17 protein-coding genes are annotated in these 16,309 nt (G+C 68.1%); 16 read left to right on the top strand and 1 reads right to left on the bottom strand.

Annotation, left to right across the window (positions count from 1 at the left end):
* Positions 1-377: 377 nt before the first annotated feature.
* From JW958_13745 to JW958_13735, 3 genes are all read left to right on the top strand, one after another.
* The gene (locus JW958_13745) at positions 378-701 is read left to right on the top strand and encodes a hypothetical protein (GenBank protein ID MBN1827317.1); all 324 of its coding nucleotides are present in this window, start codon (positions 378-380) and stop codon (positions 699-701) included.
* A 69-nt stretch (positions 702-770) separates the two neighbouring features.
* Entirely contained in the window at positions 771-1,556 is a 786-nt protein-coding gene (locus tag JW958_13740) for a class I SAM-dependent methyltransferase (protein ID MBN1827316.1), read from the top strand.
* A gap of 479 nt (positions 1,557-2,035) precedes the next feature.
* Complete coding sequence (locus JW958_13735) at positions 2,036-2,692, top strand: hypothetical protein (GenBank protein MBN1827315.1); 657 nt, start codon at positions 2,036-2,038, stop codon at positions 2,690-2,692.
* Positions 2,693-2,837: 145 nt separating this feature from the next.
* Here the strand turns inward: JW958_13735 and JW958_13730 are convergent, their stop codons facing one another.
* Positions 2,838-3,941: a hypothetical protein gene (locus JW958_13730; GenBank protein ID MBN1827314.1), complete on the bottom strand. Its 1,104-nt coding sequence runs from the start codon at positions 3,939-3,941 to the stop codon at positions 2,838-2,840.
* Between the two features lie 222 nt (positions 3,942-4,163).
* On the opposite strand from JW958_13730, the gene JW958_13725 reads away from it, so the two are divergent.
* The 13 genes from JW958_13725 to JW958_13665 all read left to right on the top strand — a co-directional run bounded on the left by JW958_13725 (position 4,164) and on the right by JW958_13665 (position 16,220).
* On the top strand, positions 4,164-5,630 hold the full coding sequence (locus tag JW958_13725; protein ID MBN1827313.1) for a beta-lactamase family protein: 1,467 nt from the start codon (positions 4,164-4,166) through the stop codon (positions 5,628-5,630).
* Between the two features lie 222 nt (positions 5,631-5,852).
* The gene (locus JW958_13720; protein MBN1827312.1) at positions 5,853-7,064 is read left to right on the top strand and encodes an SUMF1/EgtB/PvdO family nonheme iron enzyme; all 1,212 of its coding nucleotides are present in this window, start codon (positions 5,853-5,855) and stop codon (positions 7,062-7,064) included.
* The gene (gene rarD, locus JW958_13715) at positions 7,054-7,995 is read left to right on the top strand and encodes an EamA family transporter RarD (GenBank protein MBN1827311.1); all 942 of its coding nucleotides are present in this window, start codon (positions 7,054-7,056) and stop codon (positions 7,993-7,995) included. Before JW958_13720 ends, rarD begins: the two co-directional genes overlap by 11 nt.
* Positions 7,996-8,075: 80 nt before the next feature.
* Positions 8,076-8,252 carry a hypothetical protein gene (locus JW958_13710; GenBank protein ID MBN1827310.1) on the top strand — a complete coding sequence of 59 codons (177 nt, stop codon included), beginning with the start codon at positions 8,076-8,078 and terminating at the stop codon, positions 8,250-8,252.
* Between the two features lie 30 nt (positions 8,253-8,282).
* Positions 8,283-8,876 (top strand): peptide-methionine (S)-S-oxide reductase, encoded by a 594-nt coding sequence (locus JW958_13705; GenBank protein ID MBN1827309.1) that lies wholly within the window; start codon positions 8,283-8,285, stop codon positions 8,874-8,876.
* A 90-nt stretch (positions 8,877-8,966) separates the two neighbouring features.
* Positions 8,967-9,722: a DUF169 domain-containing protein gene (locus JW958_13700; GenBank protein ID MBN1827308.1), complete on the top strand. Its 756-nt coding sequence runs from the start codon at positions 8,967-8,969 to the stop codon at positions 9,720-9,722.
* 68 nt (positions 9,723-9,790) lie between these two features.
* The gene (locus tag JW958_13695; protein MBN1827307.1) at positions 9,791-10,168 is read left to right on the top strand and encodes a hypothetical protein; all 378 of its coding nucleotides are present in this window, start codon (positions 9,791-9,793) and stop codon (positions 10,166-10,168) included.
* 342 nt (positions 10,169-10,510) lie between these two features.
* On the top strand, positions 10,511-11,434 hold the full coding sequence (locus JW958_13690; protein MBN1827306.1) for a hypothetical protein: 924 nt from the start codon (positions 10,511-10,513) through the stop codon (positions 11,432-11,434).
* Positions 11,435-11,581: 147 nt separating this feature from the next.
* On the top strand, positions 11,582-12,817 hold the full coding sequence (pepT, locus tag JW958_13685; protein ID MBN1827305.1) for a peptidase T: 1,236 nt from the start codon (positions 11,582-11,584) through the stop codon (positions 12,815-12,817).
* 81 nt (positions 12,818-12,898) lie between these two features.
* Entirely contained in the window at positions 12,899-13,792 is an 894-nt protein-coding gene (locus JW958_13680) for a DMT family transporter (GenBank protein MBN1827304.1), read from the top strand.
* Between the two features lie 86 nt (positions 13,793-13,878).
* Positions 13,879-15,171 (top strand): UDP-N-acetylglucosamine 1-carboxyvinyltransferase, encoded by a 1,293-nt coding sequence (gene murA / locus JW958_13675; protein MBN1827303.1) that lies wholly within the window; start codon positions 13,879-13,881, stop codon positions 15,169-15,171.
* A gap of 60 nt (positions 15,172-15,231) precedes the next feature.
* Complete coding sequence (locus tag JW958_13670; protein ID MBN1827302.1) at positions 15,232-15,819, top strand: class I SAM-dependent methyltransferase; 588 nt, start codon at positions 15,232-15,234, stop codon at positions 15,817-15,819.
* Positions 15,820-15,917: 98 nt separating this feature from the next.
* Positions 15,918-16,220, top strand: a complete 303-nt coding sequence (locus JW958_13665; protein ID MBN1827301.1) for a helix-hairpin-helix domain-containing protein — start codon at positions 15,918-15,920, stop codon at positions 16,218-16,220.
* Positions 16,221-16,309 lie beyond the last annotated feature (89 nt).

Raw genomic sequence — 16,309 nt, 5'->3', positions numbered from 1 at the left:
TCGCGCGGCCATTTCTCACGCACCTCGAGAGGTGGGGGCCCCCGTCCCGCCCCTTCTCCTCGAAGGATCACGCCGTCCGTCCGGGGAGGAGGCGAAGGGGATGGCGGGGGAGGGTGAGGGTGCCTTTCCTTCCCCCGCCGGTCTCCCTTCGGGGCACGGTCCGGATGCCCTCCGCCTTCGCAGATCCGGAGGGAGCCGCGCCGGAGGACGTGGGCGATCTGGTCTTTTTCGTCCGGGGAGGGACGTGACGCACCCTTGGTTTTCGCCTTCCCGATGTGGTATTTCTTATAGGAAAGTGAGCGGGTTTTCCCGGCCGGCTCCGGGCCGCGCCGGCGGTGCGCCCGCCCAATCGTCGACCTTCGCGAGGAGGACCTACCATGGCCTATACCTATCAAGATCTGAAGCACATGAACGTGGCTCAGCTCCGAGAGATCGCCTCGGGGATGGATCATCCGGCGGTGCAGGGATTCAGCCAGCTCCGCAAGGACCAGCTGATCCCCGGGATCTGCGAGGCGCTGGGGATCGACATGCACGTCCAGCATCGTGTGGTCGGTCTCGACAAGGCTACCGTGAAGGCGAGGATCAAGGCTTTAAAGGTGAAACGGGACGAAGCGATCCGGACGGGCGACGCCGAACAGCTCAAGTTCGCTCGCCGGCGAATCCACCGTCTGAAGCGCAAGATCCACAAAGCGATGATCTGACACTCGGGCGGCCCTCTCCGCCGGGACGGCGCCGCGCGACCGATTCTCCGGCGGGGGGCGGTTTCCGCGATGGACATTCACAAGTACAACGCCCGCGCTTGGGACCGGGAGGTGGAACGGGGGAATCCCTGGACCATCCCCGCGACACCGGGGGAGATCGCCGACGCGCGCGCCGGCCGCCCCCGTATCGTTCTCACACCGACCCGGCCGGTTCCGGCGGCGTGGTTTCCGCCTCTTCCGGGATGCGATGCGCTCTGTCTCGCCTCGGGCGGCGGCCAGCAGGGCCCGGTTCTCGCCGCCGCCGGCGCGCGGGTGACCGTGCTCGACGCGTCGCCCGGCCAGCTCGCCCGCGACCGGGATACGGCGGAAAGGGAAGGGCTCTCCCTTCACACTTTGGAGGGGGACATGGCGGACCTCTCCGGTTTCGCCGACCGCTCCTTCGACCTTATCGTCCACCCCGTTTCCAATTGCTTCGCGCCCGATCCGCGGCCGGTTTGGCGCGAGTCGTACCGCGTTCTCCGCCCCGGCGGCGTCCTGCTCGCCGGTTTCTGCAATCCGGCCCTCTACCTGTTTTCCGACGAGGACCTGGACGCCGGGCGGTTTGTCGTCACCCGCCGAACCCCTTGGTCCGATCTCCGCGACGCGGACCCGGAGGAGCGGGAGCAGCGGATCGCCGCGGAGGAGCCCCTCCATTTCGGCCACTCCCTGGAGGATCAGATCGGCGGTCAGATCGAGGCGGGTTTCTCGATCACCGGCTTCTACGAGGACGTCGCCCCCGGGGAAGCGCTCGCCGACTATCTCCCTCTTTTTTTCGCCACCCGGGCGGCGCGGCCCGCGGGACCGTTCTCCGGCTAGGAAGATCCGGCGCGTCCGACGCCGGCCGTCCCGGCGGTAATGATTGAGATGGAAAGATAATCCCCCCGGCCGGTCGTTGCCGCCCCCTCTCTTTCTTATTAGACCGGACTTCTCCAACGGCGCGCCGTGTCGCGCGGGTCCGCCTACCCGCTCCGGCGTCTTTCCCGGCGCCGTCGCCGAAACAACGCTCGCGCGGCTCCCGGAGCGACCGCCCTAATAGTAGGTATTGCAATGGGTTATAATCTGCCGCCGCGCATCGCCCTTCAGGATCGACGGAATCCGTCGATAGATCGGTAAGAAGCTCGTAACTGGGTGACAGGGGAAAAGATAGTGGATCACGGGGCGCGAGCCCCTGGCCGACGGAAGCTATCCCGGTGTAGATGATCCCGCCGGGCTTGTCCGTGGACCCGAGCTGCCGTGAGACTTCGCTGACTGAAAAACCGACCAGGAACGATGGAAGCGAACATGGAGAACGTGGAATGAACGTCGTATTGGTGGGTGGCGGCCAAGCCGCAACAGTGATTCTGAAGATGTTTCACGGCGACCCGGAGATCCAAGTCCAAGCGGTGGTGGATCTGAACAACGCCGCGCCGGGCATGGTCCTGGCTCGCAAGCTGGGCATCTCGACGTCCAATAACTCGGAGGGGATGATCCGCGATCCGAACGTGAACGCGGTTCTGGACATCACGGGGAGCGCAAAGGTCCGCCAGAACATCGTGGAGATGCTTCGGCCCGACCAGGATTTCATCTCCGGCGGCGGCGTCAAGATGATGAGCGATCTTCTCGAAAGAAGCTCGCGGGCGCATTGCATGGAGGTCGCCAACCGCCTCGCCGAGCTGATGGATCAGATGCGCGCCACGATGGAGAACATCGACCGGACCTCCGACGGGACCGAGGGGGTTCTGCGGGAGATCAAGCTGCTCGCCATCAACGGCAACATCGAGGCCGCCCGGGCCGGCGACGCGGGGGCCGCCTTCAGCGTGGTGGTGGAACGCTTGCAAGACCTGGTGAGCCAGGTGGGGGACGCGGTGGACCGAATCACCGTATCGTCCCATGAGACCCATGATCTTCTCGCCAACCTGGAGAAAACCGAACAGTCTCTCCGGGAGAACGACAAGATGGCCTCGGCGATATAAGACCTTTTCCGAACGGACGCGTGCCGGACATCGGGCCGATTTCTTCGGCCGGGCGTCCGGCCTTTTTTTTACTTCTACTTCCGCCGGCGTTCCGGATCGGGAGGGACCGATCCGTCCCTTCCCCGGGCGATCGCCGGGAAGTCGTTCAGTGGTTGGTGGCGAAACGCACTTCGGCTGCGAGTGAGGGGTCGACCGCGAGGCCGAGTTTATCGGCGGTGGTTTGGTTCAAAATCGGCGTCCCCACGTTCGCCTCGATCACCGGAAGGCGCTCGATGGGCGTGCCGCGCAGAATCTCCAGGGCGTACTGAGCCGCCTTCTCGCCGTGCTCGAATCCGGAGACCGCCACGCCGACAAGGAGGCCGTCCTCGATGCCGAATTCCGAGAAACCGAAGGTGGGCACCGAGGCGTTTCTGCGGGTCCACTCCATCACCGTTTGCGGATCGAGGCTTGTGGAGTCTCCCTCTTCGTGGATCGTGTGATAGGAGTACACACCGAAAGCGTCCACGGTCCGGTTGAAACGCCGGACCGCCTCCTTCCACTCCGTGAAGGTATCCGCCAAAATCCATTCCACGACATCCACGTCGACCGGAACCGTTCGCATGTACGCGATCGCCCCCGCCGAGGTCGGGTCGTCGCTGCTCAGGATGGCGATCCGGCGGTAGGGCCGGAGGCGGGCGAGAAGATCGAGGGTCCTGCGGAAATGGAGTCGCTCGACAACGCCGGTCACGTTCGGCGCCGGATAGCCGTAGTCGGCGGGTTCCCCGTTGACGCCGCAGAAGACCACGGGGCGGGATCCTCCCACGAGCCGCTCGCCCAAGTAACGCTGCGCGTTGTCATCCACGGTGAGAACCAGATCGGCGCCGTAAGCCTCCGCCTCGGCGAAGGCACGCTCCCCCGCCCGCCGCTTCCACTCCTCGCCGGTGTTTCGCTTGGTGTCCATGTAGAAGACGCGGAGGTCGATGCCGGTTCCTTTCAGAGTCCAGCGAACCCCGCGGGTGATGGCGTCCACCCAGGGGTAGTCGGCGTGGTAGCTGTGCACCAGAAGGATGCGCTTCCCCGAGAGGAGGGCCGCCTCCGCCGCGGCGGCTTCCATCCCCGGAGCGACGTTCCCCTCCTCCTTCGGGGCGTCTCTTCCGCATCCGGCGAGGGAGACCGCCGTGGAAATGAAGAACACCGCGAGAAGGCGCGCGCGGAAATCGGCGCGTTCCCGGTGGTGGGCCGATGAATCTCTCGGATCGATTCGAGCCATGATGTCCTCTCGCCCGGATTGTGCCGCCGAGCCCCCGGCGGGGTTCGACGGCGGAATACCGATTCTCTCCCTCAAAGGATCGGTCAAAAACGTCCGGACCTGAGCGGGGAAGGGGGGGGCGCCGTCGAGACCGTGGATGCGGCGGCCGGTTCCGTGCTATTTTGGGCGGGAATGGGCGGCGCCCGCGCCGCGGGCCCGACCCTTCGCGGAGAGGATCGGGATATGTGTCACCACCGCAAGCTCTTTCCCTTGATCGCCGCGCTCCTTCTCGTCTCCTGCGGCGGCGGGAGGGAGGACCGGATCCGCGCCGTCGAGGAGGGCCTTCTGCCGCCCGTTCTCCGGGAGGGGGACGAGGCGCCTCGATGGACCGTCCGGGATCGGATGAGGCGGTATCGGGTCCCCGGCGTCGCCGTCGTCGTGATCGACGACGGCCGACTCGACTGGGGGAAGGGATACGGCGTGCTCGAGGCGGGGAGCCGGGACTCCGTCGGCGCGGAGACTCTCTTCCCGGTTTCATCGGTCACCATGCCGGTGGTCGCCTCCGCCGCGCTCCGTCTCGCCTACGAGGGGCGGCTCGATCTCGACCGGGACGTGAACGAAACGCTCCGGGCGTGGCGGGTGCCGGAGGTCGCCCATCTCCGCGGGGCGCCGGTCACGGTCCGGCGGATTCTGAGCCACGACGCGAGTTTTACGGTGCGCGGCTTCGAGGGGTTCCGGCCGGACGAGAGGATGCCCACGCTCCTCCAGATCCTGGAGGGGCGAAAGCCGGCGCGTAACGCGCCGGTGGTGGTGGACCGCCCGCCCGGAAGCGGTTTCCGCTGGTCCGCCGGCGGCTACGCGGCCCTCCGGATGATCCTGGAGGAGACGACGGGCGAGCCGCTGGACGCATGGATGGAGAGGATCCTCTTCAAACCTCTCGGCATGAAACATACGATGTTGAACAGTAAGGACGGCGCGGGGCGGGATCTCCCCCTGGCGACCCAACACCTGATCGACGGATTCGCGACGCTCGGCGGAGTCCGCATCTACCCCGAACTCGCCGCCCAAGGGCTCTGGACCACCGCCGAGGATATGGCCCGCTGGATCATCGCCCTCCAGGACGCCTACGCCGGTCGTTCGGACCGCCTCCTCCCCCGGGATGCCGCCGGGGAGATGCTCACTCGGACCGCCGGCGAGTGGGGGCTCGGTCTTCGTCTCGGCGGCGAGGGGGAATCGAGCTGGTTCGCGCACGGCGACGGCGGCTTCGGCTGCGGCGCGAGGATCGCCGGTTTCCTCGAGGGAGGACGGGGGGCGGTGGTGCTCACCAACGGCGAAGGGGGAGGGCGTCTCGCCGACGAGATCGTCAGGAGCGTCGCCGAGGCGTATCGCTGGCCCGCGTTTCGCGCGGAGTGGAAGCGGGAGACGGAACCCGACTCGGCGGTCCTTCCCCGGCTGACCGGGGCGTACCGTGTCGACGATCTCCCCGGCCTCACGCGCCTGGAAATCCTCGCTGAGGAAGGGCGGCCGGCGATCCGCATGCTGGGTCGGACCGTTCCTCTCGCCGCCGAGTCCCCCGATTCCTATTTCTCGGCGGACGCGGAGATCATCTGCCGTTTCGACCTTTCCGCCGGCGGGGGACGGGCGAAGTCGCTCACGCTGGTCTGGCGGGGGACGGCCGCGCACGCGCGTCGCGACGGCGCGGCGCGCTGATCCGCTCCGCCGGTCCGTCCGGGAACGCGCCGGCCCGGTTGGGTGTAAGCAGGGGGACGGGACGGGCGGGCGGGCGGTCGGCGCGCGTTCCATCCCGGCCGACGGTTCCACCGACTTTTCTCGAGTCACGAGCGCGTCCCTTCCGCGGAAACCGGAGCGGACGATCGATCCGAAGCCCTGGGGACGGGCCCACCACGCCCCCGCCGAGAAGGAGAGAGACCCGTGAGCCGATGGAAACGCGCGATCCCGGTCGCGCTCGTCCTCCTCGCCCTGCCCCTTTCCGCCTGCACCCGCCATGTTCACGGCCGCTGGTCCGTGGGGGAGACCCTTCCCCGGGACGAGATGGTCCTCGTTCCCGGCGGCTCTTTCTCGATGGGGAAAGAGGGGGGACTCACCGATGGTCCGGTCCACGAGGTCCGGGTCGATTCGTTTCACATCGACCGGTACGAGGTGACCTGCGCCGACTGGGAGGCTTTCCTGAACGCGACGGGACGCGCGCCGAACGAATTCTGGGGCGACGAGTCGTTCCGCTGCGGGCCGGAGTGGCCGGACCACCCCGTGATCGGCGTTTCCTGGGCCGAGGCGAAGGCGTACGCCGAGTGGTGCGGCAAACGCCTCCCCACCGAGGCGGAGTGGGAGTACGCCGCCCGGGGAGGTTTGGAGGGCGCCCCGTACGCCTGGGGGGAAGAACGGGACACCAGCTTCGCGAATTACTATAAGTCCGAAGGGACCAGGCCGGTCGGAAGCTACGGGCCGAACGGGTACGGCCTCTACGACATGACCGGCAACACCGCCGAATGGGTGCTGGACCGCTACGATCCCCGCTACTACGACCGGAGCCCGGCGCGAAACCCGATGGGACCGGCGAAGGGAGGGGAGCACGTCGTTCGCGGGGGCGGATGGCATTCGGGACCCGGTTGCATCTCCGTCTCCCGCCGTCACCATCTCCCCACCTATTGGATCGATTGCAACGTCGGTTTCCGCTGCGTCCGCGATCCGGAGGGTTGTTCCGAAAAGAAGGACGGCATCGGCGACGTCACCGAATGGGCTCTCGAAAACGCCGCCCGGGAGAGGATCGAAGCGGCGGCGAGGGATTACATCGAGGGGTGGTACGCGGGCGACGTGGAGAGGATGGACCGGGCGCTCCACCCGGACCTGGCGAAGCGGGGGGCGCTGCGCGACCGGGAGAGCGGCGCCGTCACGCTCGTTCCCCTCACGAAAGAGGAACTGCTCGGCGCCGTCGCCGCCCGGCCGGGGAGGAGCGATGATCCGGGGGCGAAGGTGTTACGGGTTGAAATCCTGGATATGCAAAGAAACACGGCCGTCGTGAAAACCGTGTCGGCGGATTTCGTCGATTACCTGCATCTCGCCCGTTTCGGCGACGACTGGCGGATCGTGAACGTGATCTGGGAACGGTACGGCGTTGACCGGTAGGGAGGGGAGAGGCGCCCCTGCGCCGGGCTCCGCGCGCGCGGGCGTGCTCTACGGCGTCGGCGCCTACGTGCTCTGGGGGCTCCTTCCGATCTACTGGAAGGCGATCCACGGCGTCCCCGCCCGGGAGATCCTCTGCCACCGGATGGCCTGGTCGCTCCTCTTCACCACCCTACTTCTCCTTCCGGGCGGACGGTGGCGGCGCGTGCTCCGCGAGGCGCGCCGCCCCGCCACGCTCTTCCTCTTCCTCCTCACCGCGTCGCTGATCACCGTCAACTGGTCCGTGTACATCTGGGCGGTGACCGAGAGCCGGATGGTGGACGCGAGCCTCGGCTACTTCATCAACCCGCTGGTTCACGTCTTCCTCGGCGTTCTCTTCCTTCGCGAGCGGCCGCGGCCCGCCCAGTGGGCGGCCATCGCCGTCGCCGGCGCCGGCGTCGCCTGGCTCGCCTGGCGGTACGGCGGCGTCCCCTGGATCGCCCTGGTCCTCGCCGCCACATTCGGCCTCTACGGCCTCCTCCGGAAGACGGCGCCTCTGGACTCCCTCGAGGGGCTCTCCATCGAGGCGGCGCTCATCTTCATGCCCGCACTCGCCTATCTGCTCTTCCTGGAGCGGACCGGCGCGGGCGCCTTCGGCCACGCCGGGGCGCGGATCGACATACTACTCGCCCTTTCCGGGACCGTCACCGCCCTCCCCCTTCTCTGGTTCGCCCACGCCGCGCGCCGGGTCCGGCTCGTCACCATCGGCGTTCTCCATTACATCGCTCCCACGCTGCAGTTTCTCCTCGGCGTTCTCGTCTACGGCGAACCGTTCGAGCGGGTTCGTTTCATCGGCTTCGCCGCCGTCTGGGTCGCCCTCGCCCTCTACACGGTCGACGCGGTGCGCGCCGCGCGCCGGGCCCGCTCCCCCATCCCTCTTCCCCGCACGCTCTGATCCCGCGGACGGGCGGCTCGCGCGGCGGGGCGGGGCGCATTATCTTCCAAGAAGGAAAGCCCCGGAGAAAGGGGAACGCCATGCGAACCATGCGCGCCGCGGCGGTGCTCGCCACGATGATCGTGCTCGCCGCCGCCGCTCCGAGAGAAGGAACGGCCATGTCGAGAAAGCCAAACGCCGCGCCGAGCCGCCCCGCGCCGCCCATCGACGGGGAGCGCCCGGCGGAGACGCGGGTCGCCGACTTCGCCCTCGGCTGATTCTGGGGACCCGACTCCCGGTTCGGGAGCTTGGAAGGTGTCCTTCGGACCACCGTCGGCTACGCCGGGGGCCGGAAGGAAAACCCCACCTATCATTCTCTCGGCGATCACGCCGAGACGATTCGCGTCGAATACGACCCGGCGCGGGTCGGCTATGAGGATCTTCTTCGCGTATTCTGGGAGGAGCACGACCCGACGGCCCGGCCCTGGTCCGCCCAGTACCGTTCCGCGATCTTCACCCACGGCGCCGAACAGGAGCGCCTCGCGCGGGAGAGCCTCACCCGGAACGAGGAACGTCTCGGCCGGAAGGTTTACACCAAAATCGAAACGGCCGGTTCCTTTTGGCCCGCCGAGGCGTATCATCAGAAATACCTCCTTCGGCAGGCCGGCTTTCTGATGGAGGAGATGCGCGCCGCCTATCCGGGGGAGGAGGAGTTCGCGGCCTCCACGGCCGCGGCGCGGCTGAACGGGTACCTCGGGGGATACGGCGGACCGGAACGGTTCGAGGGGGAGGCGGAGCGTCTCGGCCTCGGCCCGGAGGCGCGGGCGAAGCTGCTCGCCCTGCTCGTTTCGCACCACGGCCGCGGCGCCGCCTGCGCGGCCCCGCCCCCTTCTCCGCGCTGACGCCCCTTCTTTCCGCCTTGACCGGGCTCATCGGCGGGGACCACACTCGGATCCGGACGCCCGGCCCGGGGACGTCCGGAGGATGTGACCATGCCGCCCGATCCTTCCCGTCTGCTCGCCGTCGCCGGAATCGAAACCCCCCTCGTCGGGTTCTACGACGCCCCCGATCCCGCCCCCTTCGAACCCCTCAAGAAACCCCGCAAGGGGGAGTGTCTTTTCGCCGCCTACGAGGACTGGATCGCCGGCCGAACGCTCCATCTCACCGCGGACCGCTTCGGTTGCGGCGGAGCGGGTTACTGGCTCTTCGGGAGGGAGGGACGATCCCGCGACGAATTCGTCCGCTTCCTCGTGGACGGCGAGGGACTGAAGGAGTCGCACGGTCTGATGCAAGCCTGGCTCGACCACCGCGTCCCCTACCGCGCGGAGCACCCGCATCTTCTTTTCGGACCGCTCCGCCCGGAGGCGTGGGACCATCTACGGACGATCACCTTCTTCGTCGACCCCGACCGCCTCTCCTTGCTTCTTCTCGGCGCGCAGTACCATCACCGGCCCGGCGATCCGGAGCCGGCGGCGGTCCCCTTCGGCTCGGGATGCATGGAGATCGGCGTCCTTCTCGGCGATCCGGACGCGGCGCGGGCCGTGGTGGGCGCCACGGACATCGCCATGCGCGCCCATCTGCCGCCGGAGATCCTCGCCTTCACCGTCACCCGTCTGATGTTCGAGCGACTCTGCGCCATCGGCGCCGACAGCTTTTTGTATAAACCGTTCTGGAGGAGTCTGCGCCGCGCCCGCGGGTTTCCCGATCCTACCGGCCCGGACGAAACCGGCGGCCGCCCGGGGTCGTAGTCTCTTTGTGGAGGCGCCTCGGCGGGCGCGACCCTCGGCAAAACGAACATCCACCGGAGGCAGGAACCATGTACGAACGACACCGCACCATCCTGGGCGGGCTGCACATCGCCCTCGGCATCATCCCCGTCTTCGTGGCTTTGATCGCCTATTCCCTTCTTCTTTTCGCGGGGGTGATGAGCGGTGATCCGACCGCCCGCATGATCACCGGCCGCGTCGGCTCGCTGGTCGCCTTTCTGCTGTTGCTCATCGGGCTCCCCGGGTTTCTCTCCGGCATCGGGCTCCTCGCGGGCGCCGGTTGGGCGAAGGTGCTCGCCGTGATCGTCGGCGCGCTGAATCTGGTGAACTTCCCGATCGGGACCGCGATCGGCGCCTACACGATCTGGGTGATCGCCTCGGACAAGGAGGACGAAAAAACCAAGCCGCCGGCCGTGATCTCATCCTGAAGAGGGCGCGAAGAACCTGCCCGTGCGCCCGCGGCGTTCCCGCTCGGCGCGACCGCGGTCGCCGTCGCGGAAAAACTCTTCTCCCCCCGCCGCCCGCCCGCGCGGCTCACGCGGGGTGAGAACGTCACGGCTCCGTTTTCGGCGCGCCGCGAAGAAATAGGCGAACAAAACCACGCCGCCGGACGTCTAATCAGTAGAGCTTGCCCACCAAGCGCCACGCCCCGCTCCCCTTCGGGGATCACCTAGGAGAAGGAAACGGATGCGACGGCTCTTCGCCGAAGGCGGGTCTTCCCGCGTACGCGAAGTACGCGAAGGCGACCGGCGCGAAGGGGGGACGGGGGCGTGAACCGTTTTCCGATCGACGCCAGGCCCGTCGCCCTCCGGGAGGGGGAGACCGTCGGCCCGCTTCTCGAGCTTCTTCGGCGCGCCCTCGCCGTTCCGGACGGTCTCCATCCCGGTGAGGCGGAGAGGCGGCGTTTTCTTTTCGAGCGGGACGCGGACAGGATCCCCGGCGCGCGGCTCTGGACCGACGACGACGGCCACGCTTATGGGCTCGCCTGGGTCTCCACGTTTCTCCGGTCGGCGTGGATCGTCACCGATCCCGCCTATCCCGAGGCGGAGGGGCCCGTCGCTCTATGGACGGCTCGCCGAATTCGCCGCGCCACCGCCTCCGGCACGCGCGCCGGCGTGCTGGTGCCGGCCGGCGTGAGGGACGGGGGGCGGGAGCGCGCCCTGGGCGCGGCCGGTTTCGCGCCGACACGCATGGCCTCGATTCTCCTCTCACTCTCCTGCGAGAACGCCGCCGTCGATCCTTCGGAGCATCCCTCCGGGTACTCGGTCCACTCCCTTCTCGCGCCGGAAGAGCTGCAGGAGAGGGCCGACGCGGAGAGCCGTCTCTTTCCGGATCAACCGGTACGGGCGGAGCGATACTGCGCCATGATGCGCCGCGGCTCCCTCTACCGCCGCGATCTGGATCTGATCGCGATGGGTCCCGACGGGCGAATCGCCGCCTTCGGTCTCTTCCAGCACGACCCGGCCACCCGCATCGCGCGCGCGGGTCCGGTCGGCTGTCTCGCCGGCAACCGCCGTCTCGGCGTCGCCTCCGGCCTCGTCCGCGAGGGAGTTCGCCGCCTCCGGCGACTGGGGTGCCTCTCCGTCCGCGCGGAAGTACCCGCCTCGATCCGCCCCGACGCGTGCGTTCCCTTCTCCTTTTGGCGTTCTCTCGGCTTCCGCCCGGTGGGCCGCCGCCGTTACTGGTCGCTCTGATCGGACGGCGGACCGATCGGTTCCGCCCTGTAAACAATCCGCCGCGCGCGGTATACTCGAAACGGCCCGGCGCTCCCGCGGGCGACGCGGCCCCGGCCCTGCCCACTCGACCGATCGGGGACCCCTTCCCCTGGAAAGGAGACCATCGTGAGCACCGATGAACTGTTGAACCGCTTCCTGCGCTACGTGAAGGTGGATACGACCTCGAACGAGGAGAGTGAAACCTATCCCAGCACCGAGTGTCAGCTCGATCTGGCGCGCATGCTGAAGGAGGAACTGGAGTCGCTCGGTCTCCAGAACGTGAGCCAGAACGAGTTCGGCATCGTGATGGGGACCGTTCCCGCCACGAAGGAAGGGGCGCCGACGATCGCCTGGTTCGCCCACATGGACACATCCCCCGAGGCGAGCGGTACAAACGTGAAACCGGTGGTGCGGAGCAACTACGACGGCGGCGACATCGTTCCCTCCGGCGATCCCTCGCAGGTGATCCGCGCCGCCGATGTGCCCGAGATGGCGGGGATGAAGGGGAAGACGCTGATCACGTCCGACGGGACCACACTCCTCGGCGCCGACGACAAGGCGGGGGTGGCGATCATCATGACCGCCGCCGCCGATCTGATGGAGGACCGCACCATCCCCCACGGCCCGATCCGCGTCGTCTTCACCTGCGACGAAGAGGTGGGACGCGGGACCGACAAGATCGACCTCGCGGAGATCGACGCGAAGGTCGGGTACACCGTGGACGGCTCGGAGCTGGGATCCATCGAGCAGGAGACCTTCTCCGCGGACATGGCGACCGTCACCGTCACCGGCAACAACATCCACCCCGGTCTCGCCAAGGGGAAGATGATCAACGCGATCCGCCTGGCGGGGCAGTTCCTCACCCGTCTCCCCTGGCACCGGCTCGCGCCGGAAACCACCGCGGGGCGCGAGCCCTTCCTGCACCCCTACGTGATCGAGGGGGGCGTGCCGGAGGTGAAGATCAAGGTCCTGCTCCGGAGCTTCGACACAGCCGACCTGGCGGACCAGGCGGAGATCCTGAGACGCGTCGGCGCCACGATCGTCGCCGAACATCCGGGGGCGTCGATCGACGTGTCGGTGAAGAAGCAGTACCGGAACATGCTCGAGGCGCTCCGGAAGGAGCCGCGGGCGGTGGAACTGGCCGTGGAGGCGGCGCGCAAGGCGGGCGTGGAGCCGCGCTACGAGCTGATCCGCGGCGGGACGGACGGGTCCCGCCTCTCCGAGATGGGGCTCCCGACGCCGAACCTGTGGGCGGGGATGTACAACTACCACTCCGAGCGGGAGTTCGCCTGTCTGGAAGAGATGGACGCCTCCCGCAAGACGCTGGTCGAGCTGGCCCGCCTCTGGGGGAACGAGAAGTAGGGCGCGCCGCCGCCCGAAACGCCGCGGGCGGGAGGGCCGTCGCCGGTCCTCCCGCCGTATTCTGAGAGACGAAAGGTATTGATGCGAAGGGAATCGTTGCGGGCCGACGGGCTCCTCCTTCTCGCGGCGATGATCTGGGGCTTCTCTTTCGTCGCCCAGAGGGCCGGCATGGCCCACACGGGGCCCTTCACCTTCAACGCCGTTCGTTTCGCCCTCGGCGCGCTCACGATCCTTCCGTTGATGGGCAGGCGGCGCGGCGCGGCGTCTTCTTCCCCTCCGCGGCGGGCGGCGCTGAAGGCGGGCGTCGCGGCCGGAAGCGCCCTCTTCCTCGCCGTCTCCCTCCAGCAGATCGGCATCGTCACCACCACCGCCGGGAAAGCGGGCTTCATCACCGGGCTCTACGTGGTGATCGTGCCCCTTCTCGGGATCGCCCTCGGACGAAGGGCGGGGATCGGCACCTGGGCGGGAGGGGCGCTCGCCGTCGCCGGCCTCTACCTCCTCAGCGTCCGCTCCGGATTCCGCCTCGCGCCGGGCGACGGTCTCGTCCTCGCCGGCGCTTTCTTCTGGGCGGTTCACGTGTTGATCGTCGATCGCGCCGTCCGGCGGACCGGGGCGCTCCGACTCGCTTTTCTCCAATTTTCGTTTTGCGCCGCGGCGAGCGCCGTCGCCGCCCTCGTCTTCGAAACGGTCGATCCGGCCGGGGTCCGGGCCGCCGCCGTTCCGATTCTCTACGGAGGGGTGATGTCCGTCGGCGTCGCCTTCACGCTGCAGGTCGCGGCGCAGAGGACGGCCCCGCCCGCGCACGCGGCGCTTCTCCTCAGCCTGGAAACGGTTTTCGCCGCTCTCGGCGGGGCTCTTCTCCTTGGTGAGGGGATGGACGGGCGCGGGGCGATCGGCTGCGCGGCGATCCTCGCCGGCATCCTTCTCTCCCGCCTCGCCGGAGAGGGGACGCAGGGAGCGCCCGGCGGCGCGTGATTTTCCCCGTTCCCCCTTGTATACTGGCGCCGGAGAAACGAGTCGGCCGTTCGTCCGCGCCCGGCGGCGGGGAGGAGGTTTGCGTCATGGCGATCTTTCGCGTGGAAGGGGGGATCCCGCTTTCGGGCGAAGTGATTCCTTCGGGGAACAAGAACGAAGCGCTTCCCGTGCTGGCCGCCTCTCTTCTCGCGGGCGGGCCGGTGACCCTCCGGAACGTGCCGCGGATCGGCGACACGGGCACGATGATCGACGCGATTCGGAGCGCAGGCGCATCGATGGACACCCTGACTCCGGACACGGTCACGATCGATCCTTCGGGGATCAAGGACGCCGAGCCGGACCAGGAAACCTGCGCGCGCATACGCGCCTCTTTCCTCCTCGCGGGACCGCTCCTCGCGCGCCGGGGGCACGTCACTCTGCCGCGCCCCGGCGGGGATCGAATCGGCCGGAGGCGGCTCGACACGCACCTTCTCGCGCTGGAAGCGCTCGGCGTCGAGGTGAGCGCCGGCAAGGCCTATCACCTGGCCGCACCGCGGGGACTCCGGGGGACGGAGATCTTTCTCGACGAGGCGTCGGTGATGGCGACGGAGAACGTGGTGATGGCCGCCGCCGCCGCGACGGGGACCTCCGTCATCTACAACGCCGCCTGCGAGCCGCACGTGCAGGGGGTCTGCCGGATGCTCGTCGCGATGGGCGCGCGGATCGACGGGATCGGGAGCAACGTTCTCACCGTCGAAGGGACGCCGGAGCTGGGAGGCTGCGAGCACCGCGTATCGCCGGACCACATCGAGATCGGCAGCTTCATCGGTCTCGCCGCGGTGACCGGCGGCGAGACGACGATACGCGACGTGGTTCCGGAGCATCTCCGCATGATTCGGATGGCCTTCCGCCGCCTCGGCGTGGAGACCCGCCTCTCCGGCGGCGACCTCGTCGTGCCGGGCGGGCAGGACCTGGAGGTGTGCTGCGATCTCGGCGGGGCGATCCCGAGCATCGCCGACGGCCCGTGGCCCGCCTTCCCGGCGGACCTCACATCGATCGCCCTCGTCACCGCGACCCGATCGCGCGGAACGGTGCTGATCCACGAGAAGATGTTCGAGAGCCGGCTCTTCTTCGTCGACAGCCTGATCGCCATGGGGGCGAAGATCGTCCTCTGCGATCCGCACCGCGCGGTGGTGAACGGACCGGCGAACCTCGTCGGCCGCAACCTCTCCAGCCCGGATATCCGCGCCGGTATGGCTCTTCTGATCGCGGCGCTTCAGGCGGAGGGTATCTCGATGATCCACAACATCCAGCAGATCGATCGGGGCTACGAGAAGATCGACGAGCGCCTCCGCCGCCTCGGCGCGCGGATCGAACGGTTGGACGACTGCGCGGCTTAGGGGGGCGATGTCGAAGATGTCCTTCGCTTTTGATTCCACCGGGCAGGGAGCGCATGCGGGATGACGTCGGCGGATTCGGTGTGCTTCCTCGATAAAGAAGAGGTGCGGATCGGGGAGTTCCCGGACGTCGGCCCCGTGCTCGACATCGGCGGAGGGGGTGAGGGGATCGTCGGTCTCCTGGCGGGGGAGAAGACGATCTCGGTGGACCGTTCCCCGCGCGAACTGAAGGAGGCGCCGGAGGGTCCGCGCAAGGTGGCGGCCGACGCGCGGGCGCTCCCCTTCCCCGACCGGGTCTTCCCACTGGCCGTCGCGTTCTTTACGCTTCTCTATCTGCCGGGACGCGAAGACCTGGATCGTCTGTTCGAGGAGGCGGCGCGGACTCTGCGACCGGAGGGGCGTTTCCTGATCTGGGACGCGGAGCTACCGGTGCGTCCGGATGGAGATACGAGCGAGGCGGTCGCCCTTCCCCTCCGGGTGATCGCCGCCGGTCGGGAGATCGAAACGGGGTACGGCGTTCGCTGGCCGCGGGAGACCCGCGCTGCCGAGGAGGTTCTCCGCCTCGCCCGCCGCGCCGGATTCGAGGGCAGAGTGATGGAACGTTCCGGAAGAACATACCGGATCGACCTACGGCTACGGGAGGAGCGATGACTTGACGCGGGGGAAGCGGATCCGCGCCGGCAACCACCCGGGAGAGTCGAAATCGTGTACGGCAAAGAGAAAAGGAAGGGCAACGTGGGGATGAGGCGATGAAACGAAAAATCTCCGAACCGAACGACCTCCGGACGATTCCCGGCGTGGGGCCGAGCATCTCCCGGGATCTCGTCGACCTCGGCTTTCGGTCCGTCGCGAATCTCCACGGAGCCGACCCGGAAGAAATGTACGGTCGTTTGCAGATCCTCCGCGGGGGGCCGATCGACCGCTGCGTCCTCTACGTCTTCCGCTCGGCCGTCTATTTCGCCGTTTCCCGCCGTCCCGACCCCGAACTGCTCAAGTGGTGGAACTGGAAGGATCGCCCCGATCCCCGGAATCCGAAGCGACGAGAACGCTGAGCGCCCACGCCCGCACCCTCCATTCCCGCTTGCAGTTAGGCCGGCCCTGCGATAAAATGAAAAGACACGAACGGTCATCGGCGGGGTGC

The sequence above is a fragment of the Candidatus Eisenbacteria bacterium genome, from assembly GCA_016930695.1.
Taxonomy (GTDB): domain Bacteria; phylum Orphanbacterota; class Orphanbacteria; order Orphanbacterales; family Orphanbacteraceae; genus JAFGGD01.
This window is presented reverse-complemented; position numbering and strand designations above follow the sequence as displayed.